General features: G+C 67.8%; 20 protein-coding genes. 13 read left to right on the forward strand and 7 right to left on the reverse strand.

What is annotated here, in order from left to right; genetic code table 11:
• Positions 1 to 36 precede the first annotated feature (36 nt).
• The gene (locus GRI62_RS11140; protein WP_131453407.1) at positions 37 to 2724 is read right to left on the reverse strand and encodes a TonB-dependent receptor domain-containing protein; all 2688 of its coding nucleotides are present in this window, start codon (positions 2722 to 2724) and stop codon (positions 37 to 39) included.
• A 107-nt stretch (positions 2725 to 2831) separates the two neighbouring features.
• Positions 2832 to 4409 carry a hypothetical protein gene (locus tag GRI62_RS11145; RefSeq protein WP_131453408.1) on the reverse strand — a complete coding sequence of 526 codons (1578 nt, stop codon included), beginning with the start codon at positions 4407 to 4409 and terminating at the stop codon, positions 2832 to 2834.
• Between the two features lie 270 nt (positions 4410 to 4679).
• Here GRI62_RS11145 and GRI62_RS11150 point away from each other — a divergent pair, with 270 nt between their 5' ends.
• From GRI62_RS11150 to GRI62_RS11205, 12 genes are all read left to right on the forward strand, one after another.
• Positions 4680 to 5048: a tetratricopeptide repeat protein gene (locus GRI62_RS11150; RefSeq protein ID WP_131453409.1), complete on the forward strand. Its 369-nt coding sequence runs from the start codon at positions 4680 to 4682 to the stop codon at positions 5046 to 5048.
• 101 nt (positions 5049 to 5149) lie between these two features.
• The gene (locus GRI62_RS11155) at positions 5150 to 5800 is read left to right on the forward strand and encodes a lytic transglycosylase domain-containing protein (RefSeq protein WP_131453410.1); all 651 of its coding nucleotides are present in this window, start codon (positions 5150 to 5152) and stop codon (positions 5798 to 5800) included.
• Between the two features lie 38 nt (positions 5801 to 5838).
• A complete protein-coding gene (locus GRI62_RS11160) occupies positions 5839 to 6129 on the forward strand; it encodes a TrbC/VirB2 family protein (RefSeq protein WP_131453411.1) in 291 nt (96 codons plus the stop codon).
• Between the two features lie 10 nt (positions 6130 to 6139).
• On the forward strand, positions 6140 to 6421 hold the full coding sequence (locus tag GRI62_RS11165) for a VirB3 family type IV secretion system protein (RefSeq protein WP_131453412.1): 282 nt from the start codon (positions 6140 to 6142) through the stop codon (positions 6419 to 6421).
• A 25-nt stretch (positions 6422 to 6446) separates the two neighbouring features.
• On the forward strand, positions 6447 to 8894 hold the full coding sequence (locus GRI62_RS11170; RefSeq protein WP_131453413.1) for a VirB4 family type IV secretion/conjugal transfer ATPase: 2448 nt from the start codon (positions 6447 to 6449) through the stop codon (positions 8892 to 8894).
• A gap of 8 nt (positions 8895 to 8902) precedes the next feature.
• Positions 8903 to 10099, forward strand: coding sequence for a TrbL/VirB6 family protein (locus GRI62_RS11175; protein WP_188669395.1), 1197 nt, complete (start codon positions 8903 to 8905; stop codon positions 10097 to 10099).
• On the forward strand, positions 10096 to 10896 hold the full coding sequence (locus tag GRI62_RS11180) for a TrbG/VirB9 family P-type conjugative transfer protein (protein WP_131453414.1): 801 nt from the start codon (positions 10096 to 10098) through the stop codon (positions 10894 to 10896). Before GRI62_RS11175 ends, GRI62_RS11180 begins: the two co-directional genes overlap by 4 nt.
• Before the next feature lie 13 nt (positions 10897 to 10909).
• Complete coding sequence (locus GRI62_RS11185) at positions 10910 to 12076, forward strand: TrbI/VirB10 family protein (RefSeq protein WP_234027444.1); 1167 nt, start codon at positions 10910 to 10912, stop codon at positions 12074 to 12076.
• Between the two features lie 5 nt (positions 12077 to 12081).
• On the forward strand, positions 12082 to 13098 hold the full coding sequence (virB11, locus tag GRI62_RS11190) for a P-type DNA transfer ATPase VirB11 (RefSeq protein ID WP_131453415.1): 1017 nt from the start codon (positions 12082 to 12084) through the stop codon (positions 13096 to 13098).
• Between the two features lie 65 nt (positions 13099 to 13163).
• Positions 13164 to 15365, forward strand: a complete 2202-nt coding sequence (locus GRI62_RS11195; protein ID WP_131453416.1) for an RNA degradosome polyphosphate kinase — start codon at positions 13164 to 13166, stop codon at positions 15363 to 15365.
• Complete coding sequence (locus GRI62_RS11200; protein ID WP_160731869.1) at positions 15362 to 16867, forward strand: Ppx/GppA family phosphatase; 1506 nt, start codon at positions 15362 to 15364, stop codon at positions 16865 to 16867. Before GRI62_RS11195 ends, GRI62_RS11200 begins: the two co-directional genes overlap by 4 nt.
• A 133-nt stretch (positions 16868 to 17000) precedes the next feature.
• A complete protein-coding gene (locus tag GRI62_RS11205; RefSeq protein ID WP_131453418.1) occupies positions 17001 to 17726 on the forward strand; it encodes an SMI1/KNR4 family protein in 726 nt (241 codons plus the stop codon).
• A gap of 4 nt (positions 17727 to 17730) precedes the next feature.
• Here GRI62_RS11205 and GRI62_RS11210 read toward each other — a convergent pair whose 3' ends face one another.
• Entirely contained in the window at positions 17731 to 19746 is a 2016-nt protein-coding gene (locus tag GRI62_RS11210; RefSeq protein WP_131453419.1) for a TonB-dependent receptor, read from the reverse strand.
• A gap of 175 nt (positions 19747 to 19921) precedes the next feature.
• Here GRI62_RS11210 and GRI62_RS11215 point away from each other — a divergent pair, with 175 nt between their 5' ends.
• The gene (locus tag GRI62_RS11215; RefSeq protein ID WP_131453420.1) at positions 19922 to 21490 is read left to right on the forward strand and encodes a tannase/feruloyl esterase family alpha/beta hydrolase; all 1569 of its coding nucleotides are present in this window, start codon (positions 19922 to 19924) and stop codon (positions 21488 to 21490) included.
• A gap of 29 nt (positions 21491 to 21519) precedes the next feature.
• Here the strand turns inward: GRI62_RS11215 and GRI62_RS11220 are convergent, their stop codons facing one another.
• The 4 genes from GRI62_RS11220 to GRI62_RS11235 all read right to left on the reverse strand — a co-directional run bounded on the left by GRI62_RS11220 (position 21520) and on the right by GRI62_RS11235 (position 25635).
• Positions 21520 to 21945: a nuclear transport factor 2 family protein gene (locus tag GRI62_RS11220; RefSeq protein WP_131453421.1), complete on the reverse strand. Its 426-nt coding sequence runs from the start codon at positions 21943 to 21945 to the stop codon at positions 21520 to 21522.
• Positions 21945 to 22433, reverse strand: a complete 489-nt coding sequence (locus tag GRI62_RS11225; protein ID WP_188669393.1) for a MarR family winged helix-turn-helix transcriptional regulator — start codon at positions 22431 to 22433, stop codon at positions 21945 to 21947. Before GRI62_RS11225 ends, GRI62_RS11220 begins: the two co-directional genes overlap by 1 nt.
• A gap of 227 nt (positions 22434 to 22660) precedes the next feature.
• The gene (locus GRI62_RS11230; protein ID WP_131453422.1) at positions 22661 to 24874 is read right to left on the reverse strand and encodes a hypothetical protein; all 2214 of its coding nucleotides are present in this window, start codon (positions 24872 to 24874) and stop codon (positions 22661 to 22663) included.
• Between the two features lie 242 nt (positions 24875 to 25116).
• Positions 25117 to 25635 carry a DUF1097 domain-containing protein gene (locus tag GRI62_RS11235; RefSeq protein ID WP_131453423.1) on the reverse strand — a complete coding sequence of 173 codons (519 nt, stop codon included), beginning with the start codon at positions 25633 to 25635 and terminating at the stop codon, positions 25117 to 25119.
• Between the last annotated feature and the right edge of the window lie 57 nt (positions 25636 to 25692).

Here is a 25692-nt window from a genome sequence, read left to right on the forward strand (position 1 = left end):
CAACGGGAGGCCGCCTGACTCTCGAGGTAGTATCGGTCAGAAAGTCAGCGAGAGCGATGCGCCAAGGGTCGTGCCCACGTCGTAGGTGTTGACCTCGACCCGCCGGGTGCCGTCGGTCTGGTATTCCTCGTTGCGCCGGCCCAGCACGTTGCGTGCCTCCACCTTCAACTCCGCCTCGCTGCCGAGCAGGTCGAAGCCTTGGCGAAACACCAGGTCGAGCCCGAAGCCCGGTTCCTCGATGATGTCGGGCAGCCCCGCCGTGCCGCGGCTGGTGACGCGCTCGCTGGCATAGGTCATCAGCACGGTGAACTGCTGCAGCTGCTCGGTGTCTTCCAGGCTCACTTGCAGGTTGGCGAGGTGATCGGACTGGCCGGTCAGCGGCACGCCATCGATGAACAGGTTGGTCGCGGGCGTTTCGCCGCCCGGGAACAGCCGCGTCACGTCATCGGCCTGCACCGAGATGTCCGACTGGGTCCAGGTGTAGTTGGCGAAGAGGGCCAGCTCCTTGGACTGGAAGAAGCCGCCCAGGTTCACCAGGTCGTAGGTATAGGCAAGGTCAGCCTCGACGCCATAAAGCGTGGCTGACGGGGCGTTGGCAAAGCTGGTCAGCTGGGCATTGTCAGAGAAGCTGGAGAACGCCTCGATCGGGTTCTCGATGTCCTTGTAGAAGCCCGCGACGGACGCCCGGTCGCGCCCGCCGAAATAGTATTCGGCCCGCAGTTCGTAATTGGTCAGCTCGCTGTCGATCAGGAACGGGTTGCCGTTGAACTGGCGGTTGGTTTCGGGATCGTAATAGGTCTGGAAGATCAGTTCGCGGAACTGCGGGCGGGCGATAGTGCGCGACGCGGCGGCGCGAACCTGCAACGCATCGGTCACTTCCCAGGTGACCGTGGCACCGGGCAACCAGTAGCTGTTCTCCAGGAGGGTAAAGGCATCGGAGGGACCGGGCGTGGCGAACAGCTGCGCCGGGTTCACGGTCTGCACCGCGTCCTCGTAGCGCACGCCCGCGTCGATCTGGATTCCGGTCACCGGCTCCCAGTTGAGCTTGCCGTAACCGGCGTGAATTTCCAGCCCGGCTTCGAAGGCGGGATCGTTCTCGGTCGATTCGATCAGCGCGATGTCATAGAAATCGAGGATCGCGTCGCCCAGCAGCAGGTCGGGCCGGAGCGCGCCGACGCCATCGGGAAAGCTGGTGGGGGCGTTGAACAAGAACTCGCGCCGCTCCGAAAAACGCTCTGTATCCGAATAGGCATAGCCGACCGTCGCCACCAGCGTGTCCACCACCGGATAGCTGAGGTCGACGCCGCCGGCCCACAGCTCTTCGGTGAGGTCGGAAAACACCACCGACGCATCGCCGGTCTGCCGGTCGAGTACGTTGATGAAGGTGTTGCCGAACTGCGCGTTGGAATTGTCGCGGACGTAGGTGAAGGTGTATTCGTAGGGCGCCTCGCGGTCGGTGCGGGCGTATCCGCCGCGCAGGTCCACGCCGAGGTCGCCGAATTCCATTTCGGCCACCAGCTGGCTGTCGATCAACTGGCGCTCGAACCAGCCGGTGCGCTGCTGCTGAATGTCGTCGCCGTCCTGGAAATCGGTGCCCTGCGAAAGCGATGCCTGCTTCACGGTGTCGCGGATGAACAGGTTGGTGAAACGGAACCGGTGGTCGCCGGTCTCCAGCCCGATGCCGAGCATGGCGTTGGCCAGCATGCGGTTGTCGGTCACCACGTCGCGGAAATCGCTGTCGAGCGAAAAGTCGGCCAGGATCGACTGCGACACGATGTCGCGGGTGCGCCACTTGTTGCTGATCGAACCGGTGAAGATCACGCCCAGCTCGCCGTCCGAACCCACGTCGATGGCGGTGCCAGCGGAGAGGCTGGCCGACCAGTTGGGCTGCACATCGCCGATCAGCTGCATCAGCACCAGGTTGGGGTCGCCCAGCTGCTGCGCGATGTCGAGCTGGGTGACGGGCGCCTCGGTAAAGTTGCGCTCCGGGTCCAGCGGAATGTCGGAGAGCCGGATGCCGCTGTCGAAATAGGTCTGGAGCGCGGGCGGCGCATCGCGCGTGCCGTCGTCGAAGCCCAGCCAGTCGAGGTCCGACCCGTAGTAGGCAAGGCCGCGCTGGAAGGTGGTCTCGGTATCGCCGCTGATGCCGCCGCCTATGGTGAGGAAACTTTCATCCGGAACGGCGCGGGTGGTGAGGGCGATCACGCCGCCGCCGAATTCACCCGGGAAGTTGGCCGAGTAGGTTTTCTGCACCAGGCTGGAGGCGACGACGTTGGTGGGGAAGATGTCGAGCGGCACGACGCGGCTAAGCGGCTCGGGCGAAGGCAGCGGCAGGCCGTTCAGCAGCGCCAGCGAATAACGGTCGCCCAGGCCGCGGACGTAGACGAAGCCCTGCCCTTGCACGGACAGGCCGGTGACGCGGCCCAGCGCGCCGGCAATGTCGCCCTCGCCCGTGCGGGCGATTTCCTCGGTCGACAGCACGGTCAGCACCTGGGCCGAGTTGCGGGTGGGATCGCGGTTGACGCGGCCGGTGACGATGATCGCTCCGCCGGGTATGGAGATATCGGGGTCCTCCACCTGCGGATCGGGTGCCACCTCCTGTTCGGCCTCGGTCTGGGGCACGGGACCGCCCGCGCCGCTATCCTGCGCCAGCGCCAGGCCCGGCACGGTGAGTGCGCTCGAAACCAGCAGCATGGCCGCCAGCGTGTTGCCGGTGGTGATCATCGTGAAATATCCCTCGCGTTCGATCCGTGGGTGCAGGCACGCCCGACCCGTAAAAGTGCGCGGGGGGGGACGAAGCGCAGCGCCCCGCTCCCCCGCGCCCGTCCGTGTCAGCTGAAGACCGGGATGCGGGTGCACGACCCGGTGTTGTTGCCGAAGGAGACGGCGGCCGAATCGCAGGTCCAGCCGCGCGTCCAGTCGTTGGCCGAGGATACCGCGCCGATGTAGTTCGCCGCTTCGAAGAAGCTGCCCAGCGTGGTGACGTTGAAGATGGGCGCAAAGCCATTCTCGTTGGCCCCGTTCAGGTAACCGTTCACCAGCGTGTTGGTGTAGCTCTTGTTGTTGCCCGTGCCGGCATCGAAGATGGCCTCTGCCTGGGCGACGGTCGCGCCGGAGTTGCTGCCGCTGCGGAAATCGGTGCGGCAATCGAGCGCGACCGACTGGAACACCGGCGGGCCGACATCGTCCAGGCCCGCGTTGGCCGGGCGGATCGTCTGCGCATCGTCCATGCGGATGCACGGCGTGCCGGTGGACGAGGCATCCCAGATCAGCGTGTTGTACAGGCCATAGTCGGTGCCGCCGCGCAGGCGCACGACCTGGTCGTTGTTGCGCCGGTGGATGAAGGTCGCGTTGGCGATGCGGGTGTTCTGGCGCGGGGTCTGGTCGTTGAGGCCGTTGGAGCTGTCCGCCTCGATGATGGCATCGCCCGCGGATGCTCGCTGGGCCGCCAGGACGAACTGCATGTTGGCCTTCACGCCGGTGTCGGTGTCGAGCGAATCGTCCTCCGCACCGGCCACGATCAGGCGCTTGACGTTGGCGTAGCCACCGAAGAACTCCACGCCATCGTCGGACGAGTTGACCGACTGGATGTTGGCGAAGACGGTGCCCGGCTGCGCGCCGCCGGTGGTCAGCGACTGCAGCTCGTTATCGCCCGAAAGGACGAACCCCGAATAGCGGATCTGCACGAAAGTGAGCGAGCCGTTGGTGCCCGTGGTGGTCGCGCCGCCGAAGAAGGCCGGGTTGGCCGCGCCTTCGACCTGGCGTTCGCAGTTGACCGTGCCGGGGGTGGCGGCGGGTTCGAAGCAGTCGGTCACCGGCGCGCGGCCGCTGATCACGATGCCGCCCCACTGGCCCGAGCTGTCGGCGCCGTTCAGGCCCAGCACGTTGTCGCGGCTGGTGAAGATGATCGGCCGCGTGGCGGTGCCGTTGGCCTGGATGAAGTTGCCGCGGTTGACGTTCAGGAACGATGCGCCGGTGGCGAAGACGATCACCCCGGGTTCGATCGTCAGGGTCACGTTGGTGTCGGAAAAGCCGTCGCTGGCATCGGCCGCCGGGCCGCCGTCGGAACCGACGTTGACCTGGCCGGGCAGGCGATAGAGCAGGCCGGGAACCTGGCGCAGGGTGGTCGAGGCGGTGAAGCGCAGCGGCACGGCGCACACGCGCCAGGTGCCCTCGGGTCCGGTGATCGTGCCCTCGTCGGTCAGCCCGGCGGGATCGGCGATGGTCGGGCAGCCGTTGGCCGCTGTGACCGTGCCGGTGCTCGACGTGGGGCTGGGGGTGGGCGTCGGGGCCGGGTTGTTGATGATGACGTCGCCGCCGGTGCCGGGCGAGGCGAGATCGTCGGGTCCGCAACCCGCGATGGCGAGAACGGAAACACCAAGGATGAGCGAACGGGAAAGCTGTGTCACGATTGTGGCCCCTCAAGATTGTCCAACAAGCGAAATGCGATGTCGCTTGCTGGCGCTCTAGGGACCGCGCGTGACAGTTTGTTTGCGTCTTCGTGACGCTATCGAGACTCTTCCCGATTTGACCGCAACCCATTCAAAACGTTGCCGGGAATTTGTGCACAGATGGGCACCGCCCGGCCTTGTGTTACGGATTTGTGACAAGATGACAGTTTTGTTGCAGGGGCTGGCCCGCGGGCGCATATTCTTTCCCAGAACAAGGGAGAAACCACGATGCTCGCTACCCTCGCCCTCGCCCCACTGTTGTTTGCACAGGCCGTCACCTCGGTGATGGTGGAGCAGCAGTACGAACAACGCGACGTGGCCTTTGCGGAACTGGCAGCGGGCGATGCGCCGGCCGCCATCGCCGCACTCGAGGCAGAACTGGCCCAGCATCCGGACGATCCGGCGCTGTTGATCAATCTCGGCTCCGCCTGGTCGCGCGCCGGCAATGCCGAGCGTGCCGAGTTCTACTATCGCGCCGCGCGCGACACCGACCAACGCTACAACCTGGAACTGGCCGATGGCCGCTGGATCGATTCGCGCGACGCCGCCCAATTGGCGCTGGCCTCTGTGGAATTGCGGGCGCTCGCCGCGCGCTGACCGGCCGGTATGCGATAACCGCATCAAGGGTTTATTTGAACGACACTGTCACGTTCATGTCATTTGCTGTAAGCAAGGGGCCTTCTGACTGGAGGGTCACGATGATTCTGCGTTTTGGCACATCACTGGCAGCGATCGCGCTGACCGCGGCTGGCGCGGTTCCCGCGCAGGCCGATGTGCTGGAAATCTCCGCCGCCGGGGATGTCGCGTGGATCGCCGGGGGCCCTGTCGCGGCGACGGATCTCTTCGCCGAACCGGATGCCACGGCGGCCGCCCTTTCTGGAGCGTTGGCCGAGGTTCCCTCCGAGGCAATGGCCCTGGTCCCGGACAATGCCGTTGCCGATACCCAGCGCCACGCCGCGGGCATTCCGGCAAACTATGCCGCCGCCGTGCGCAATCTGGCTGCGCGCTTCGACCTGTCGCCCGCGCTGCTGGAAGCGGTGGTCTGGCAGGAAAGCCGCTGGCGCCACGATGCCGTATCGCCGGCAGGCGCGCGCGGGCTTGCCCAGCTCATGCCGGGTACCGCGCGCGACATGGGCGTCAATCCCGACGATCCCCTCGCGAACCTGGAGGGCGGCGCGCGCTACTTGCGTGCCCAGCTCGACCGTTTCGATGGTGATCTGGAACGGGCGCTTGCCGCCTACAACGCCGGACCTGGCCGCGTAATACGGGCAGGCGGTATTCCCAACATCCGAGAGACCCGTTTGTACGTAGCTGCAATCATGGGCCGCCTTGCCAACCATGCCCGCTGAGAACGCCAACCAATTTCACTGAGAATGACAGCCTGTTTATGAAACTGTTTGCCCGCTTCCTTGCCCTTGCCACCGTGCTCCTGCCGAGCGCCGCCTTCGCGCAGGATCCCGCCGGGTCCAGCCCGATCAACAACGCGTTCGGCTGGATGCGCGACACCATGCTTGGCACGGTGGCGACCACCGTGGCGGTAATGGCCGTGGCCGCGGTCGGTTTCATGATGCTGACGGGCCGGGTCAACTGGCGCTTCGGCGCGACCGTGATCATCGGCGTCTTCGTGATCTTCGGCGCGGCCAGCATCGTGGCCGGCATCCAGTCGGCGGCTGGCTGAGGCGCGGCCCATGCATCTCACCCGTCACCCCGTCCATCGCGCGCTGACCCGCCCGCAGATGTTCGCGGGCGTGACGTTCAACTATTTCGTGATCAACCTCATCGTCACGACCGAGGCCTTCCTGATCTTTCAGAGCCTGTGGATCATCCCGATCCCGCTGATCATGCACGGCGTCGGCTACTTTGCCTGCCTGCGCGAACCGCGCTTCTTCGACCTATGGCTGACCCGCGTCAGCAAATGCCCGCGCGTGAAGAATTACAAACGCTGGGGTTGCAACTCATACGCCGCCTGATCTGCAGGCGGACGGGAGCGAGAGCATGACGGCCAAGCGCCGCAACACAAAATGGCTGGGAGCCGCCGCGTGGAGCGCCAAGGAAGCGCACGCCGGCGATCGCCTGCCCTACGCCGCCCTGATCGACGAGAACGTGGTGCTGCTGCGCGACGGTTCGCTGATGGCGGCGATGCAGGTGCCCGGCCTGTTGTTCGAGACAGAGGATACCGACGCGCTCAACGCGCACGCCGTCACCCGCGAGGTGATGCTGCGGTCCAACCTCGATGCGCGGTTCGTGATGTATCACCACGTCATCCGCCGCCGCGTGGCGGTGGAGCTGGACGCCGATTTCACCGATCCGCTGGCCGCCCATATCGACCGGCGCTGGCGCGAGAAGCTGTCGGCGGGATCGCTGTTCGTCAACGATCAGTTCGTGTCGCTGGTGCGCCGCCCGGCGCGCGGCAAGGCGGGCCTGGCCGAACGCGCCAGCAAGGCCATGCGCCGGCGCGGGGTCGATGCGGAAGGTATCGACCCCAGGGACGTGCGCTCGCTGCGGGCCGCGATGCAGGCGCTGGCCGCCAGCCTGGGCGATTACGGCGCGCTGCCGCTCGGCGACTATGTCGGCCCCAGCGGCCACAACAATAACGAGGTGCTGGAACTGGTCAGCGCGCTCTACAACGGCGAGATGCGGCCTGTCCGGCGGCCCGATGGCGACACCGATATCGGCCGCATGATCCCCTATCGCCGCGCCAGCTTCGGGCTGGACGCGATGGAGCTGCGGGGCAGCAGCGGCGCGGATTTCGCCTCGATGCTCAGCCTAAAGGACTATCCCGACGCGACCAGCCCCGGCCTGCTCGATTCCATGCTGCGCCTGCCGTATGAGATGGTGGTCACCGAAAGCTTCGCGCCGCAGGAACGCCAGACCGCGCGCGAACGGATCGATCTCGCCATCCGCCGCCTCAAGAGCGCGGACGAGGAAGCGCAGGCCGAACGTGCCGACATGATGGCCGCGCGCGACGAGCTTGGCGCAGGGTCCGTTGCCTTTGGCGACCATCACCTCACCGTGCTGGTGCGCGAGCGCAGCCTGGAACGGCTCGACGATGCCACCGCGGCCGTCGCCGCCAGCCTTGCCGATACGGGCGCCATCGCCGTGCGCGAGGACACCAATCTCGAACCCAGCTTCTGGGGCCAGTTCCCCGGCAACGAGGGTTTCCTGGTGCGCCGGGCGATGATCTCCACCGCCAACATGGCGAGTTTCGGGTCGCTGCACGGCTTTGCCCTGGGGCAGGCGGAAGGCAACCACTGGGGCGAGGCGGTGACGCTGCTGCAAACCACCAGCTCGACTCCGTTCTTCTTCAATTTCCACCACGGCGACCTTGGCAATTTCTCGGTCATCGGCCCGTCGGGAAGCGGCAAGACCGTGGTGATGAATTTCCTCGCCGCGCAGGCGCAGAAGTTCAGCCCCCGCACCATCCTGTTCGACAAGGACCGCGGCGCGGAGCTGTTCATCCGCGGCATCGGCGGCACCTACGATCGCATCCGCTCGGGCGAGCCGACCGGGTTCAACCCCCTGGCCCTGCCCGATACCCCGGTGAACCGCGGCTTCCTGCGCGACTGGCTTTCGGTTCTGCTGCGGGCCGAGGGACCGGAAGAAAGCGCGACCATCGCCGCCGCGGTCGATGCCGCCTATTCCAACGATCCCAGTCTGCGCCGCCTGCGCCATTTCAAGGAACTGGTTTCGGGCAGCCGGCGCCCGCAGCCGGGCGACCTGGCTGACCGGCTTGCTGCCTGGATCGAGGATGGCGAGCACGGCTGGCTGTTCGACAACGCCGCCGACAACCTCGACCTTTCCACCCGCGTCATGGGGTTCGACATGACCGCGCTGCTGGAAAATCCCCGCCTGCGCACGCCGACGATGATGTACCTGTTCCACCGCATCGAGGAGCGGCTGGACGGCGAGCCGACCATGATCCTGATCGACGAGGGCTGGAAGGCGCTGGACGACGAGGTCTTCGCCGCGCGCATCCGCGACTGGCTCAAGACACTCCGGAAACGCAACGCCCTGGTGGGTTTTGCCACCCAGTCGGCGCGCGATGCGCTCGACAGCCGCATCGCTACCGCACTGGTCGAACAGACCGCCACGATGGTGTTCATGCCCAACGCCCGCGCCCGTCCGGAGGATTACTGCGAGGGCTTCGGCCTGACCGAGCACGAGTTCGCGCTGATCCGCTCCTTGCCGGCGCACAGCCGCTGTTTCCTCGTCCGCCAGCCCGATGCGAGCGTCGTGGTGCGCCTCGACCTCTCCAACGCGCCAGAGGTGCTGACCGTGCTGTCGGGCCGCGAAAGCACCGTCCGCCGGCTCGACCTGCTGCGCGAATCGGTGGGCGATGCCCCGCGCGACTGGTATCCCGCGCTCACCGGGCGGCCCTGGCCCGGCCCCGGCGCCAACGGGGAGCCCGAGGCTCAAGACTTCGGTTGGGAGGCGGCCGAGTGAATGGCTCGATGGAAGCCGTCGCGGCAGAATGCCAGCGGCAGATGGAAGGCGTGGGCGCCGGCATCGGCGCGTCCTTGCGCGGCGTGGACTGCGCCGCCAATGCCATGGCGCAGGCAGCTTTCAGCAATCTGTTTTCCAACGGCGCGCTAGGCACAACGCTCACGCTGGCGCTGACGATCTTCGTCGCCTTCGTCGGCTTCGGCATGCTGACCGGGCGCACCGGGATCGGCCTGTCATCGCTGACGCCCAAGATGATGACCGTGGCACTGGTCGTCACCTTTGCTACCAGCTGGGTGGCCTTCCAGGCGGTGTTCTGGAACTTCGCCGTTCTCACCCCGGACTTCATCGCCAGCGCCGTGATGGGCACCAGCGGGTCGGCGGCGACATTGTTCGCCGACAAGCTGGACGTGGTGATGCTCAGCCTGATGCAGGCATCGGGTGGAGACGCCATGGACGCCAACACCAGCGTGTTCTCGCCCCCGGGCCTGCTGTGGTCGGGCGGAACGATGCTGCTGCTCGGCACCGTCGGCGTGCTGGCGACCACCAAGATCGCGCTCGCCATCCTGATGGGCCTGGGGCCGATCTTCATCCTCGCTGCCCTGTTCAAGCCCACCCGCGGCCTGTTCACCGGCTGGCTGAAGGGCGTGGTGCTGATGGCGCTCGCGCCGCTGTTCGCGGTGCTGGGCGGTTCGTTGATGCTGGAGCTGTCCATCCCCGTCCTCTCCAGCCTGGGATCGACGCCGGAAGAGATCGACGTGCGCGCGGCCATGGCCTTTTTCATGATCGGCGCGATCCACCTGGCCTTGATGTTCATGGTGATGAAAGTCACCTCCACCATGGTCGCGGGGTGGAACGTCTTTGGCCTGGCACCCGCCAAGCGCGGCGAGGCCTGGCCGGCCATGCCCGCCGCCGCTGCGGCGGCGTCCACGGTGGTGACGCCCGCGCTCGCCGGCAGCAGCGCCCGGGAACGCACCGCGCAGGCCGTGCCGCCAGCCGCTGCCCGTGACATGCGCGTCGTCCGGGGCGCCATGCCGGTGGCCGCCAACGATTCCGGTTCAGCTGCGACTAACCGCGAGACACGCATCGTCAGCACGCGGGAAACCGGTGGCGCTGCCGGCAGTGCCGGGGCCGCGCCATCGCGCGCGCGGGGCATCGGCAGCCGATTCAAGTCCGCGCCGATCCGGCAGAAGGAAACACTGAAATGATCCGCGTAACGATCGCCGCGGCGCTTGCCGCCGCCACGCTGGGCTCCGCGCTCGCCAGCCCTGCCGCCGCGCAGGATGCCCGCCTGGTGGAACGGCTCTACGATCCGGCGGCAGTCGTGCGGATCAACGGGCAGGTGAACGTGCAGACCACGATCCAGTTCGGCGAGGGCGAGGCGATCGAGAACGTCGCCATCGGCGATTCGACAACCTGGCAGGTTACCCCCAACCGCCGCGCCAACTTGTTGTTCGTAAAGCCGCTGGCGGCGCGTGCGTCGACGAACATGACAGTGGTGACCAATCGCCACACCTACCTGTTCGACCTCGTCGCCACGCCCAGCGCGCGCAACCCGCTCTACATCCTCACCTTCACCTACCCGCCCGAGCCGGAGCCGGTGGCAGAGGAACCCGTGCGCCGCGCGTCCGCCGATGCGCCCAATGCCATCGAAATGGCGGCGGCGAGTGACGATTACGCGGTGATCGACCCTGCCGATCTCAGCTTCGCCTGGGCCAGCTCGGGCGATGGCAACCTGCTGCCCAGCGAGATCTACGACAACGGCTCGGCAACATTCCTCGTCTGGCCCGCCGACCGGGCGATGCCGGCAATCCTGGTCAAGGATCACCAGGGCAACGAGGGACCGGCCAATTTTGCCACCCGCGACGACGTGATCGTGCTCGACCTCGTCCCGGCAGAGATCATCCTGCGCTCGGGCGAGAGCATGGCGGTGCTGACCAACCAGGGCGAGGCGGGCGCCTTCCTCGCCGATGGCACCGCGCGCCGCGACACCACCCGGAATTGATGGAGCTGCCACGATGAAACTAGCCATGCGCCTGCCGGAAAAGGCCTCCGCCCACGCCAACGACGTCGACCCGCGCGAGAACGAGACGACCGAGATCATCGATCTTGCCAGCCGCACATCCTATCCGGCGGTGGCGAATCGCAACCGCCGTTCCGACGCGGTGGGCCTGATGGCGGGAATCGCTTTCGTCGCGCTGCTCGGCACCGCCACCCTGTGGGGCCTCAGCGCCAGCAAGGTGGATAACGAACAGGCGGCCGCACAGGCCGCTGCAACGCCTGCGCCGACCACCCCGGCGCAGGATGCCGCGCTGGCTGCCGCCGCCGAGCCGCAGCAGGTGATCGCGGTCGATGCCGGTCAGGGCTACGTCCCGCAGGCCGATCCCGCGCCCGCCGCCGTGTTCGCGGCCCAGCCGGTCACCTATGGCGAGACGGTGAGCAGCCCGGCGGCCAATCCTTACGCCTCCCCAACGCTGGTATTCGACGGCGGCACCGCGCCCGCCGCAGCCGCTGCGCTGGCGGCGGCGGCGGCAGGCGCAACCGACGCGCCGGTCGCCCCCGTCCCGGGCGCAGGTTCAGCCGGCGATTTCGCCGCGCGCGTGGGCGGCATGGGAGGCGGCACCGCCGTCGCCCGGCAGGACATCAACCCCGCCACCACGGTGACGCAGGGGACAATGATCCCCGCGATCCTGGAAACCGCCATCAATACCGACGTGCCGGGCTTCGTTCGCGCGGTCGTGAGCCAGGACGTGCGCAGTTTTGACGGCAGCCGCGTGCTTGTGCCGCGCTCCAGCCGCCTCGTCGGCCAGTACCAGTCCGGCCTGCAGGCAGGTCAGCGCCGCGCCTACGTCATCTGGCAGCGGGTGATCCGCCCCGACGGGGTGACGGTGAACCTGCAGAGCCCGGCGACCGCGTTCGACGGGACGGCGGGCATCGAGGGGCAGGTCAACAGCCATTTCTTCAGCCGCTTCGGTTCGGCCATGCTGCTGTCGGTGATCGGCGGGCTGACCACGCTTGCCAGCGGCGGCGCGGGCATCATCATGGGCGGTGGGCAGAGCGCGGCCAATACCGCGCTGCAACAGGACGGCCAGCGCCCGCCCACCGTGCGCGTGCGCATGGGCGAGCCGATCCGCGTCTACACCGCGCGCGATCTCGATTTCGGGCAGGCCCCGGCAGTCCGCTGATCGGCATGAGCGCCGAGATCCACCAGCTGGGCGGCGCGCCCGATGCGGCCGTGCCGATCGTGGCCTCGGGCTCGGTCTATCTCGATGCCTATCTCGCGCCATTCCGCGAATGGCTCGACCGGGACACGGTGACCGAGATCCTGGTGAACAACCCGGGCGAGATGTGGGTGGAGGATGCCGCGCAGGCCGGGGGGATGCAGCGGATCGCGCTTCCCGCCATCGACGACAAGCTGGTTCAGCGCCTGGCCGAACAGGTCGCGCGGATCAGCCACCAGGGCATCAACCGCGAACACCCGCTGCTCGGCGCGACCCTGCCCGATGGCGCGCGCATCCAGTTCTGCGGCCCGCCTGCCACGCGCAAGCACTGGGCCATGGCGATCCGCCGCCACCGCCGGCTGGACCTGCCGCTGGACGCCTACGACGCCGGCCCGCTCGCCAGCGCGGAAGATGCACAGCTGCCCGATCCGCAGGCCCAGCCGATCGCATTCCTGCGCGCCGCGATCCGCGCGAGGAAGACGATCCTCATTTCCGGGGGCACCAGCACCGGCAAGACGACATTCCTCAACGCCATGCTGGGCGAGATTCCCGCGCACGAACGCGTGATCCTGGTGGAAGATACGCCCGAACTGAAGCTGCCGGGGGCCAATGGCCTTGGCCTAGTGGCGGTGAAGGGGGAACTCGGCGAGGCCAAGGTCGGCGCCAATGAACTGCTGCAATCGGCGCTGCGCCTCAGGCCCGATCGCATCGTGCTGGGCGAATTGCGCGGCGCGGAAAGCGTCAGCTTCCTGCGCGCCATCAACACCGGCCATCCGGGCAGCTTCTCCACCATCCATGCCAATTCCCTGCGCGGCGCGTTGGAACAGCTGAGCCTGATGGTCATGCAGACCGGCATCGGCCTCACCCGGCCCGACACCATCGCCTATGCCGCGAACGTGATCGACGTCATCGTCCAGCTCAGCCGGACGGATGGCAAGCGTGGCATCAGCGCCATCGCCGAAGCCCGCGACCTCGCGGACCTCTAGCCGCCGGATCGGACGTGGCGCGGCCTGTCTTGCGCCGGTCACATGGTCTTGCCACTGACAGCCCCATGGCGAGCGATCCCACCCTGTCGAACGCGGCCAACGACCCCGCCGATCCTGCGCCGGCCAGCCGCTATTTCAACCGCGAGCTCTCGTGGCTGGCCTTCAACGACCGCGTGCTGGCAGAGGCGGCCAACCCCGCCTACCCGCTGCTCGAACGGCTCCGGTTCCTGTCGATCTCGGGCAGCAATCTCGATGAGTTCGTGATGATCCGGGTCGCCGGGCTCGCCGGGCAGGTGCGCAGCAAGATTGCAGAGACATCCATCGACGGGCGCACCCCGCGCCAGCAACTCGCCGCGATCGACGGAAAGGTGCGCGCGCTGCAGATCAAGCAGCAGCAAGCGCTCGATACCCTGCGCCTGCTGCTTGCGGCCGAGGGCATCCATATCGAGGGTGAGCAGCAGATCGGCGTGCAGGCCGAGGCGTGGCTGCGCGACTGGTTCGAAAGCCACATCGTGCCCGTGGTCACGCCGCAGGCGCTCGATCCCGCAAACCCCTTCCCCTTCGTCGCGAACGGCGGCATCGGCGCCCTGTTCACCCTGCAACGCGAGAGCGACGGCAGCCGCCTCATAGAGATGGTGCTGATCCCGCAGGCGCTCGACCGGTTCGTCGCGCTGCCGGCGGAGCTGACGGACGGGGAAAGCGTGCTCATCGCCGTCGAGCGTCTGGTATGCCGCTACGCCGGCATCCTCTTCCCCGGGTTCAGGGTGCTGGGCGACGGCGTGTTTCGCGTGCTGCGCGACAGCGATCTGGAAATCGAGGAGGAGGCCGAGGACCTCGTCCGCCTGTTCCGCAGCGCCATCCAGCGCCGCCGCCGGGGGCAGGTCATCATGCTCGAACTGGCCGATGATTTCGATCCCGATGCCGAGGACCTGCTGCGCGAGAAGCTCGGGCTGGCGCAAGCCCTCGTGACCAGGACCGGCGGTATGCTCGGTATTTCGGGGCTTGCCCAGGTGGTCGAAACGGACCGTCCCGAGCTCAGGTTTCCTCCCTACACCCCGCGCTATCCCGAGCGGGTGCTGGAACACGACGGCGACGTTTTCGCCGCCATCGGCGCCAAGGACTTCATCGTCCACCACCCTTACGAGAGCTTCGAGGTCGTGGTCGATTTCCTGCGCCAGGCTGCAGCCGATCCCAGGGTCGTCTCGATCAAGCAGGCGCTTTACCGCGCGGGCAACCAGCCCACTGTCATCAACGCGCTGATCGCCGCGGCGGAGGCGGGCAAGTCCGTCACCGCCGTGGTCGAACTGAAGGCGCGGTTCGATGAAGAGCAGAACCTGAAATGGGCGGGCGAGCTGGAACGCGCCGGGGTCCAGGTGATCTACGGCTTCATCGACATGAAGACCCATGCCAAGGTCAGCATGGTGGTGCGCGAGGAGGACGGCGCCTACCGCGTCTACTGCCATCTTGGCACCGGCAACTATCACCCGGTCACCGCGCGCATTTATACCGATCTGAGCTATTTCACCGCCGATCCGGCCTTCGGGCGCGACGCGGCAAAGCTGTTCAATTTCGTCACCGGCCATGTCGAGCCCGATACGATGGAACGCCTCTCCATCAGCCCGCTTACCTTGCGTGAGCGCCTGGTCGCCGACATCGACCACGAAATCGCGCTCGCCCGCGAGGGCCGGCCCGCCGCGATCTGGGGGAAGATGAACGCGATCACCGAACGTGGGCTGATCGACAAGTTCTACGAGGCGAGCGCCGCGGGCGTCAAAGTCACGCTGGTGGTGCGCGGCATCTGCTGCCTGCGTCCGGGCGTGCCGGGGCTTTCCGAAAACATCACCGTGAAATCGATCATCGGCCGCTTCCTGGAACACAGCCGCATTTACGCCTTTGGCAACGGCCGTCCGCTGCCGTCGGAAGAGGCCATCGTCTATTTCTCCAGCGCCGACCTGATGGACCGCAACCTGTATCGCCGGGTGGAGGCGCTGGTGCCGATCTGCAACCCCACGGTGCACGAACAGGTGCTGGGGCAGGTGATGCTGGCGAACCTGCTCGATACCGAACAAAGCTGGCTGCTCGACGGGACGAGCGGCGTTTATCACCGGGTTGGCGACGGCAATGTTGTTGTCGGCGAGCAATTCAACTGCCACGGCTACTTCATGACCAACCCTTCGCTCAGCGGTCGTGGCGATGCGCTGGCGGACAGCCGGGTTCCCGACCTGGCCGAACGCCAGACGCCGACGTTGCCCGCGCACCCGCGGTGAGCGCGCTGCCCGCACGGCGCGGGGCGCAAGCCATCGAAGCGCCGCATTCGGCGGTGATCGATATCGGTTCGAACACCGTGCGGCTGGTCGTCTATTCCGGCCCGCGCCGCGCGCCCAGTGTCTGGCTCAACGAAAAGGTCACCGCCCGGCTGGGACGCGATCTTGCCGTCACCGGGGCGATCCCGCCGGCAGCCGAGCGACTGGCGTTCGAAGGGCTCGCCCGCTTCGCCGCGATCCTGCGCGATCTGGGCATAGAGGACGTCGTTACCGTCGCCACTGCTGCCGCGCGCGAGGCTGCCAACGGTCCGGCCTTCATCGACAAGGTCCGCGGCCTCGGCCTGCATCCGCGGGTGCTGTCGGGCACCGAGGAAGCGGCCAGCGCGGCCTATGGCGTGATCGGTGCCTTTCCGGGGGCCAGGGGCGTGGTAGCCGACATGGGTGGCGGCAGCCTGGAACTGATCGCTGTCGATAACGGCGAATGTCATCACGGCGAAAGCCTGCCGCTCGGCACCCTGCGCCTGCCGGTCCTGCGCGAAAGGGGCGCGGCGGCCTTCCGCCAGGCGATCGAGCAGGAAATGGCCAAGGTCGGCTGGGCACAGGCCCACGGGGGGCCGCTCTACCTGGTCGGGGGCACCTGGCGGGCCATGGCGATCTACGCCATGCACGCGGCGAACTATCCGCTCGGCGATCCGCAGGCCTATGCCTTTACTCCGGAAGAGGCGGAGCGGCTGGCAAAGAGCCTTTCCAAGACCGACCCGGCGGCTCTTACCGCCATCCCCGGCATATCCACCAGCCGTGCGGCGGGCCTGCCCGATGCCGCGGCGATGCTGCGGGTGATGTTGCAGGAGCTGGCGCCGGAAGCGCTGGTGATTTCCGCCTGGGGCCTGCGCGAGGGCCTGCTTTTCGAACGATTGGACAAGGCGGCGCGGGAGCAGGATCCGCTGCTTGCCGCCGTCACCCACTTCGCCACCCCGCGCGGCAGCAGCATCACCGACGCCGCCCTCAAGTGCGCGTGGACGGCAGAGGCCGTGGGCGGGACCGGGCGCGAGGCTGAACGGGTGCGGCTGGCCGCCACGCTGCTGACCCAGGCAGCCGCGCGGATCGAACCCAACATGCGCCTGTCGCATTCGGTCGACTGGGCGCTGGAGAAACGCTGGGTGGGCATAGACCACCGGGGCCGCGTGATGATGGCGCAGGCGCTGCGCGCCAGCTGCGGACAACCGCGTCTGGTGCCGGCCTGGCGCGAGCTGGCCGGGGAGGAGCAGCTTCACCGCGCAAGCGCCTGGGGCCTGGCCAACCGCCTGTGCCGCAAGATCGGCGCGGGCACGCGCACGTCCCTTACCACCAGCGCCCTCAGGCGCGACGGCGACAGGCTGGTCCTGCGCTTTGACGAAAGCCGCACGCACATGATGAGCGAGGCCGTGCGCGGCGAGCTTGCCCAGCTTGCCGGCTGGCTCGGGCTCGAATCCGCCATGGAAGCGGGATCGGTCAGCGAACCCTGACGAGAGCTCGCAGCGCCGCAAAACGCCAACTGTGAAAACTTGGCGGCGCCTAAGGTGGCGTCGCCCAGCGCTGCACCGTTAATCAACATTTTGGCTCTTTGCAGCTATTCCCTCACCGGCACCCGCTGGCGCCATGCGCCGGCAACGAGAAGGACCGCCTGCCATGCCCAGCCTGCCGCCATCGCTGATCGCCATGATCGCGGACCGCGTTGCCGACCCGCGCCGTCGTCAGTTCGGCGGGGACCGCACGCAACATGGCAGCACCAGCGATCCGGCCGCCATCCAGGGCTTCATGAACGAGACCCGGCGCGACGACGGCGCTGGCGGACCCGATCCGTTTGACCTGATCCGCGAGCAGATGGCGTCTTGGGGCCAGGCGATGCCCGCCATGTTCCTTTCCAGCGATGCGCAGGGCAACCGCTCCGCGTCCTCATCCAATCCCGCGACCCCGCTCGCTGCGCCCGCCGGCGAGGCTGATCTTGCCGCGCTGGAAGCCCGCGTCGGGCGCCCGTTGCCGGATGACCTGCGGCAGATGTTCGGCATTGCCAACGGCGGCTGGGGGCCGGGCTATTCGCACACCGAAGGCCACGGACCGGGCCTGATGTCCGCGCGCGGTATTATACGCGAACTCGACGACCTCGAACGGCGCGGTCCCGGCTACACGGGCGAGGTGGCCTGGCCGGGCAGCTTCGTGCCCCTGACCGACAACATGGGCCCCGCTGCCTACGATCTGGATACCGGGCAGGTTTGGCAATGGGACGAGTACTGGTACGACCACGACAAGACGATCGACCAGGCGTGGTCGGTCTCGCACGCCAGCCTCGCGGATTTCCTGCAGGACTGGCTGATGAACGAATGAGCCTTCAGTAACCCCAGCGCAGCCCCAGCCACACGGTGCGCGGGGCGCCCAGATCGATCGAGCCGCCCTGGTTGCGGGTGACCACGTCCTCGTCCGTCAGGTTCTCCACCCGTCCTACCACCGACAGGTCGCGCCACAGCGGCACCTGGCCGAACAGGTCGATCGTGGTCGCGGCGGGGAGCGCATCGTCTTCCTGGTCCCCTTCGAACTGCTCGCCCACGTGGCGCAAGGTGGCAGAGAGGCGACCGCCCGCGACAAATTCATAAGCGGCGGTCAGGCTGGCGGCAAATTCCGGCACCTGCGCCGGGCGGTTTCCGTCAAGAGGCGCGGCAAAGCCGGTGCCGACGACCTCGGCATCGGTGATAGCCAGCGTGGTATTGAGCGAGAGCAGGCCGGAATCGAAGCTGGCGGCGAATTCCACCCCGTTCGCCTCGATCGCGTCGAGGTTGCGGCGTTCGCGCAGGTTGGGGGCGAGGGTGACGTTGGCGATGGCGTCCTCCACCGTGTTATCGAAATAGGTCGCGGCAAGGCGCAGGCCGGGGGCGGGCGTCAGGTCGAGGCCGATCTCCCAGCCTTCCAGCCGTTCCGGATCCAACGCGGCGTTGGCCAGGGTCGTCACCGGGAACACAACGAAGGGGCGGTAGAGCTCGTTCAGCGTCGGCAGGCGAAAGCTGGTGTAGTATGCCCCGCGCACGGCCAGCGCATCGCTCGCGCGGTAGAGAGCGCCGGCGCGCCAGGTCACCTCCCAGTCGCTGCGGTCGGCATAGGCGTCGTCCTGGATCACAGTGCCCGCGCCGTTCAGCGCGCGGTAGTATCCCTCGCGGATGGTGTAGCGGTCGGCACGCACCCCGCCCGTCAGCGTCAGCGCGCCCAGTTCCCAGTCGTCTTCCACATACAGGCCGAGATCGGTGTTCACCCCGCCCGCGAACCGCTGTTCCGTGCGGGCGCCGGTAAAGGCGGAAAAGGCATCCTCGAACAGGTCGCCTTCGCTGCGGCGATAGTCCGCACCCAGCCGCAGCGTGTGCGCGTCGCCCAGCGGCGGGCGGACCTCCAGCTTGCCACCGATGCCGCTGGCAGGCGTGTCCTTCTGGTCGAGCACAGGCACGAACCGGGTGGAGGAAATAACGACATTGGTGAAATTGCGCCACTGCCCGTAGGCGATGGCATCCACCTGCCACGGCCCGCGGCTGACGACGCGCAGTGATACGTCCTGCCCCTCGATCGAACTGTCCGCCCCTTCGAAGCGCAGCACGCGATCGTCCGCAAAGGCGAGCGCGCGGGCCTGCACCTCCAGATCGCCCACCTGCTGCACGATCCGCGCGCCGGCCGACCAGCCATCGTAACTGGCGCGGGCCGTGGCGGGCATTCGCTGATTGCGCGGCGTGGTGAAGAACCCGTCGCCGCGGTCCCAGCGCCCGTGGATGACGGCGTAACCATCGCCCAGTTCGGGCGCGACGCTGGCCGAGAGTTCGGTGTCGCCGCGATGATTGGCCAGGGCGCTTGCCTGCACCAGCCCCAGCGTGGCGGCGTCGGCGCTTTCCAGCGCGATCGTGCCCGCCAATGCCCCGCCGCCAAACGGGCCGGAGCCGCCGCCGCGTGTCACGCGGATGGTGCCGAGCCGTTCGGGCGCGATGGCGCTGAACGGGATGTAGCCGAAAAACGGGTCGCCGACGGGCACCCCGTCGAGCAGCACCAGCGCGCGGCTGGAAGCGTTGCCGCCCAAGGCCCGCAACGTGGCGCCCTGCGCCGAGGGGTTGGCCGAGCGGCTATCCGACCGGCGAAACTGCTGGAACCCCGCGACATTTCCCAACGCGTCCTCCAGCCGCCCGCTGGCGGTGGTGACGAGCTGTTCGCGATCGATCTCGACGGTGGAATAGGCCGGTGTTCCCGGGGTATCGGGCAATCCCTGGCCAAGGACCACGATCACGTTCGGATCGGTGTCGTCCTGCGCTGTATCCTGCGCCAGGGCAGGAGCCGCGAACAGGCAGGCAGCGGTGCTGGCGAGCAGCAGGATTTTCATGGGCGCAAACTTCCGACGTTGATTTTGTCCAGCGCCCTAGCCGATCGCCGGGTCAAGGTCACCCGCCGATCGCCATGTTTCCTGCGGTGGCGGCCTGTTCCCTCCCCCTGTTGGCGAAGATCATAACGGGTGTTACTGTTATCGCGTCGCAGAGTCGCTTGGGGAGAGACGGCTTATGAAGGTTCATCGCATTCTCGCAGGCGCCGCCGGCCTGTTCGCGCTGACGGTGTCGGCGCCCGCGCTGGCGACCTGCGCCGATCTCGCCCGCACCGCGCTCAGCGATGGACGGGTCGTCTCGGCAGAAGTCGTGCCCGCCGGCACGTTCCAGCAGCCCGGCGCCATGGCCGCGCCCGGCGTCGCCCCGGCCGATTACGGTGCGCTGCCCGCGTTCTGCCGCGTGCGCCTGCACCTGACGCCGAGCGCCGACAGTGATATCAATTCCGAAGTGTGGCTGCCGCTGGACGACTGGAACGGCAAGTACGTCGGCATCGGCAACGGCATCTGGGCTGGCACGATCAGCTACGCCCAGATGGCCGAGCCGCTGGCCCGCGGATATGCGGCGGCCAGCACCGACACCGGCCACACCGGGAACGGCCTCACGGCAACCTGGGCGGTCGGCCATCCGGAGCGGCTCGTCGATTTCGGCCATCGCGCCGTCCACGTTACCACCGTCGCCGCCAAGGCCCTGGTGCGCGCGATGTATGGCCGGGGGCCGGACCTCAGCCTGTGGAATTCGTGCTCCACCGGAGGGCGGCAGGGCCTGATGGCGGCGCATCGCTATCCGGAGGATTTCGACGCCATCAGCGCCATGGCTCCCGCCAATCCGATGACCGACCTGATGGTGCAGTCCATGTGGGCAGGCTGGCAGCCGCAGCGCTACGCGGTGCAACTCACCCCGCAGGTGCTGGGCATGGTGCACGGGGCGGCGGTGGCGCAATGCGATGCGCTCGACGGAGTGACGGACGGCCTCGTCTCGCGCCCGCTCGCCTGCACCTTCGATCCGGTGCAATTGCAATGCCGCCCGGGCCAGGGCGAGGGCTGCCTCTCGCCCGGCCAGGTCGGTGCGATGCAGAGCCTTTATCGCGGCACCCGCGCCGCCGATGGCGAGCAGCTGCTTCCCGGTTGGCCTGTGGGCAGCGAGATGCAGATGGCGCTGCTGGTGATGGGGCAGGAGCCTTTCCCCGTCGCCACCAGCTATTTTCGTGACCTGGTGTTCGGCGACCAGCCGGGGTGGGACTGGCGCACCTTCGATTACCGCAGCGGGCTTGCCGCCTCGGGCGCTTACGGCGCCGCCATTCTCGACGTGCCGAGCGATGGCCTTGCCGCGTTTTTCGCGCGCGGGGGCAAGCTCCTGCTCAGCCACGGCTGGGCCGACGGCCTGATCCCGGCCACCAACACGCTGGCCTTCCACCACGACCTGTTCAACGCACTGCCGCCGGCGCAGCGGGATGGCCAGCTGCGGCTGTTCATGGCCCCGGGCATGGATCACTGCGCCGGCGGCGAGGGGCCGAGCAGCTTCGATACGCTGGGCACGATCGACGCCTGGGCGCATACCGGCGTTGCGCCAGCCCGTATCGTCGCCACCCGGCCGACCGCTGCGCCCTCGATGCCGGGACAGCCGCCGGCACCCCCGCGCGCCGCGATGACCCGGCCGCTGTGCCCGTGGCCGCTGGTGGAGATCTACAATGGCACCGGCGATGCGTCGGATGCCGCGAGCTTCACCTGCGCTGCGCCGCCGACCTAGGGTCGTGATTGAGGAGCGGGATGAGGGGCTCAGGGCTTGAAATCGAGCCCGCCTCGCCGCTCGGCAAAGCGCCAGCCCTCGGCGCATCGCACGCAGCGATCCTCGTAGGTTCCGATCAGCGGCGATCGGGCGTCCTGCACTGGCAAACCTTCTGCCGCCGCGTCTCCGACATAGAGGACGATCACCGAGCGCACCCGCGCCTCGCCTTCGCTCACCACGTCGACCAGCACGTTGGCCATCACATGGCGCTGCGCCCTCGCCGGCCGGGCCGTGAAGCTGGCCAGGATCGCCGCGCGGCCGACGATCGGGTCGCCCCCGCTAGGCCGAAGCAACACCGCATCGTCGGTGCAGAGCGCGGCGCAGCGCGCCCAGTCCTGCGCATCGTTCGCCCAGACGTATTCGTGCACCAGGCGCGTGACGTCCGTCTCGATCGCACGCCGTTCCTGTTCGGTCATCACGCCAGCCTCGTGCGATTGAGAAAGCGCGAGGTGCCGTCCTCGTCCTCGGCATCAAGGCGCTCCAAAAGCTTGTCGACGATGCTTTCGAACCCCGCCAACTCGTCCTGCTCCAGCTTGCCGAACAGGTAGTGTGCGACCTTTTCGCCCTGCGGCAGCATCAGCTGATAGAGGCGCTTGCCCTCCTTCGACAGGCTGAGCCACTTGCGGCGGCGGTTGGTTGCGTCGGTTTCGACCACCAGCCGTCCGTGACGCTTTAGCGTGGCCACGGCGCGGCTGATGCTCATGGGGTTGACGCCGGTCAGCTCGGCGACTTCGTGGCTGGCAGTGCGGCCAAGCGAACCCACCATCATCAGCAGGCGAAACTCGTTGAGGCTGATCCGGTAGCGGTGGGCAAGATGGGTCGAGAACGGCGCCATCAGCCGGTTGTGCAGCTTCAGCAGCCGGTGCAGCAGCACTACCTCGCGGTTTTCGTCAGCGTGAACCATGCCCAGCCCCCTCTTTCCCGCGTGGATCGTAACATCCGTTAGCGTCGGCGCCAAGGTTTGCCGAAGCTGTTTGCGCCGGGCCCAGATTCTCCATGCATCATTTACTGGCCGGACTGCGCTGGACTCCTCCTTCGCAGCATCGCATTGCTGGCGCTGGCTTGGCTCGCCAGACGCACGGTCGCGGGGCGCTCAAGGCTGAGCGGCGTTATCCGCCGCTGTCATGCCCTTCAATCGGGCTGGCGGTCAGGCCGATTGCCGCGCCCGTTGCCACCGCCCCGGCCCTGACCACGCTCCGCCTGCTGCTGCGGCGCGGCCTCTGCCTGTTGCTGCGCCTGCGGCTGCTGCTGGCGCTCCTGTCGCGGCTGACGCTGGGCGCGTTCGGCCTGGCGCTGCTGCGCTTGTTGCGACTGCTGCTGGCGAGTCTGCTCCGCCGCGGCGAGCTGCACCTGCCGCTGCTGGGCCTGTTCGGCCTGCCGTTGCGCGCGCTCCTGCCGAGCCTGCGCCTGCCGCTCCTGCTGACCCTGCCGCTCCTGCTGCGCCTGACGTTCCTGCTGCGCCTGACGTTCCTGCTGCACCTGACGATCCTGGCGTGACCGCTCCTGCTGCTGGCGCTGGCCGCGTTCCTGCCGGGCCTGGGTCTGCTGCTCCTGCTGCTGGCGCTGCGCACGCTCCTGCCGGGCCTGGGCCTGCTGCTCCTGCTGCTGGCGCTGGCCGCGTTCCTGCCGGGCCTGGGCTTGCTGCGATTGAGCCTGCCGCGATTGGGTCGCTCGTTCCTGCCGGACTTCGGTCTGTCGCTCCCGGGTCTGTCGCTCTCGGCTCTGTCGCTCCCGGGCCTGACGCTCCCGGGCCTGTCGCTCTTGAGCCTGCCGCTCTTGCTGCTCACCGCGACTGCGCTCCTGCCGGGCCTGAGCCTGCTGTTCACGCTGCCGGCTTGCGGCTTGTTCGGCCTGCCGCTGCTGCGATACCGCCCGCCTGTCCTGCCGAGCCCGGTCCTGCTGAGCCCTGTCCTGCTGAGCCCGGTCCTGCTGAGCCCTGTCCTGCTGAGCCCGGTCCCGCTGACCACGATCGCGATCGGCCTGTTCGGGGCGCGGACGTTCGCGCTGGCTGGCGGTTTCCTGCTGGCGAAGCTCCGCGCGCTGCCTCGTGGCACTCTGCTGGGCCATGCGCGGGCGAGCATCCTGCCGGCGAACATCTTGCCCGCGGTCACCCTCTTCGCGGCGAGCGGCGAACCGCTCGGCAGCCACACGTCGCTCTGCCAGCGCTCCACGGGGCGCGCGATCAACGGCGCGAATCCGCTCCACCTCGGCAGCGCGGACGGCGCGCGGCTCGTCACGGCGCTCGCTCCATGCCCGGCGCGGGGTCGCCTCGGCCCGGCGGTCGTCACGCACGAACAGCGGGCGACGATCGATCAGGCGGTCGCTGGCGCGTTCGATACGCGGTGCCGCACCCTGGAAATCGTTGCGTTGCCAGCGCGTGAACCGGGTGCTGGCCTCCTGCCGCGCCAGCCGTTCGCCATCCCACCGGCGCGTGGCGGTTTCGGCATGGTCGCGCTGCCAGTTGGTCCATTGCCGGTTGTCGCGGCGAGCTCTGTCCCACCGCCGCTGTTCGGCAGCGATCTCGCGGCGTCGCTCGGCCCAGCGGCGGGCATCGACGCCGCGATGATCGGCCCGGCGGGCAACCTGGTAAAGCTCGCCGCCGCGGTCGTAATGCGCGTGCGCCGCGCGCCGCTGCCGGGCGGCATGATCGCGCCGCAGCACGCGGCCATCGCGGTCGTAGACCACCACCAGCCGGTCATCACGATAGCCGTAGGAATAGAGCGGATCGCGCACCAGGAACGGGCGCGTGGCGCGCGGCTCGTAATAGTAATGGCGATACCCGCCGCGCACCGGCTCGGCGTAGCGGTAGTAGCCGTCGTTCGTCTGCCATGCCCACGGCTGCGCGCCATCGTAGGAGAATCCGTAATCCGGCTGCGAGGTGCCCAGCACGCCGCCGATCAGCGCGGCAAGGGCGAGCCAGGTGTACTGGTCGCTGCCGGCGTTATCGTCGTAATAGGCCGGATCGTCACCGTAGGCGTCGTCGTAGTAGGCGTCGGCAAACCCCTCGTCATACCGGCCCCAATCGCCATAGGGGACATCCTGCGCGTATCCGCCGGACGCATAATCCCAGGCAGGCGCAGCGCCATAACTGTCGTAGTCGCCGTACCCGTTGGCCAGCAGCGGCAGGGCATCGCCGAAGCCGCCGCCAAAGCCGTCGCCGCCCGCGTAATCGTCATAGCCGCCGAAGCCTTCGTCCAGGGCGAAATCGTAGGCGCCGTCGCTGTCGCCCAGCCCAAAGAGCGGCGGGGTCTGCGCCATATCGTCGGGTCCGCAAGCGGACAGCGAAAGCGCGAGTACCGAGGCGCCAAGGAGAGCGAGGGGCTTGCGAAAGATGGACTGCGGCATGGCTCGGATCCTCGAAACTGATCCGTGCCGGACGTGGGCGTAGGGGAAACCAGCCAGGCACGAATCGCAAAAACGTTGCATTCAGCTTTCGACCAGCCTGGCTGAACACATTGTGCCCAGGCCGTTCATGCAACGTGAAGCAAAGGATGCCTGCCGGCCCTTCCAGATTCGCATCTCTGGAGGATGGTCGAGCCGTATTCGACCACCGCCCTCTCCATCGTTGGAAAGGGCGGCGGCATGGATCAGACGGCGGCTTCTTCCGCGCTCACCGCGCCCTTGGCCGTCATGGCGTTTGCGAGATATTCGGACGCGATGCCGAACAGCGCGCCGATGATGATCGAACCGATCACCGGGCCGATCGCCTGACCCGGCGTCAGCTCCGCCAGCAGGACCGGACCGGCCACCGAGGCAAAGCCGTAAACGCTCGCCGGGATGGTGGCGAGCAAGGGCAGCCTGCTGGCGAGGCAGATGACAAAGGCACCGAGGCCCACCGCCACCGGCGCGGCCATCTGACCCAGCCCGGCAAAGGCGCCTCCGGCCAGCAGCACTGCAACCATCCCCACCAGCGCACCAAAGCTCATGCCGACGATCGCAGTGGTCATGCCCTTGACCCCGCCACCCGAGTGGAAATGGCAGCCCCAGGCGATGAAGCTGATCCATACGAGCCCGGGCAACACGGCGGCCAGCGGGCCGACGTAAAGCCATGTATCGAGAACGGCGAGAAGGCCCACCGACAGGGCCAACGCGATATATGCGGACATTATCCTCTCCCTAGATGCGGCCTCTGCGGGTCGCCGGGAAACAGACTAAGTCAATTT

The organism is Aurantiacibacter arachoides (assembly GCF_009827335.1).
GTDB lineage: Bacteria > Pseudomonadota > Alphaproteobacteria > Sphingomonadales > Sphingomonadaceae > Alteraurantiacibacter > Alteraurantiacibacter arachoides.

Bases quoted from the DNA above. Each gene is read 5' to 3' on its own strand.
- GRI62_RS11140 (WP_131453407.1), bottom strand. From the start codon at position 2,724: ATGATCACCACCGGCAACACGCTGGCGGCCATGCTGCTGGTTTCGAGC.
- GRI62_RS11150 (WP_131453409.1), top strand. From the start codon at position 4,680: ATGCTCGCTACCCTCGCCCTCGCCCCACTGTTGTTTGCACAGGCCGTC.
- GRI62_RS11155 (WP_131453410.1), top strand. From the start codon at position 5,150: ATGATTCTGCGTTTTGGCACATCACTGGCAGCGATCGCGCTGACCGCG.
- GRI62_RS11160 (WP_131453411.1), top strand. From the start codon at position 5,839: ATGAAACTGTTTGCCCGCTTCCTTGCCCTTGCCACCGTGCTCCTGCCG.
- GRI62_RS11165 (WP_131453412.1), top strand. From the start codon at position 6,140: ATGCATCTCACCCGTCACCCCGTCCATCGCGCGCTGACCCGCCCGCAG.
- GRI62_RS11170 (WP_131453413.1), top strand. From the start codon at position 6,447: ATGACGGCCAAGCGCCGCAACACAAAATGGCTGGGAGCCGCCGCGTGG.
- GRI62_RS11175 (WP_188669395.1), top strand. From the start codon at position 8,903: ATGGAAGCCGTCGCGGCAGAATGCCAGCGGCAGATGGAAGGCGTGGGC.
- GRI62_RS11180 (WP_131453414.1), top strand. From the start codon at position 10,096: ATGATCCGCGTAACGATCGCCGCGGCGCTTGCCGCCGCCACGCTGGGC.
- GRI62_RS11185 (WP_234027444.1), top strand. From the start codon at position 10,910: ATGAAACTAGCCATGCGCCTGCCGGAAAAGGCCTCCGCCCACGCCAAC.
- virB11 (WP_131453415.1), top strand. From the start codon at position 12,082: ATGAGCGCCGAGATCCACCAGCTGGGCGGCGCGCCCGATGCGGCCGTG.
- GRI62_RS11195 (WP_131453416.1), top strand. From the start codon at position 13,164: ATGGCGAGCGATCCCACCCTGTCGAACGCGGCCAACGACCCCGCCGAT.
- GRI62_RS11205 (WP_131453418.1), top strand. From the start codon at position 17,001: ATGCGCCGGCAACGAGAAGGACCGCCTGCCATGCCCAGCCTGCCGCCA.
- GRI62_RS11210 (WP_131453419.1), bottom strand. From the start codon at position 19,746: ATGAAAATCCTGCTGCTCGCCAGCACCGCTGCCTGCCTGTTCGCGGCT.
- GRI62_RS11215 (WP_131453420.1), top strand. From the start codon at position 19,922: ATGAAGGTTCATCGCATTCTCGCAGGCGCCGCCGGCCTGTTCGCGCTG.
- GRI62_RS11220 (WP_131453421.1), bottom strand. From the start codon at position 21,945: ATGACCGAACAGGAACGGCGTGCGATCGAGACGGACGTCACGCGCCTG.
- GRI62_RS11225 (WP_188669393.1), bottom strand. From the start codon at position 22,433: ATGGTTCACGCTGACGAAAACCGCGAGGTAGTGCTGCTGCACCGGCTG.
- GRI62_RS11230 (WP_131453422.1), bottom strand. From the start codon at position 24,874: ATGCCGCAGTCCATCTTTCGCAAGCCCCTCGCTCTCCTTGGCGCCTCG.
- GRI62_RS11235 (WP_131453423.1), bottom strand. From the start codon at position 25,635: ATGTCCGCATATATCGCGTTGGCCCTGTCGGTGGGCCTTCTCGCCGTT.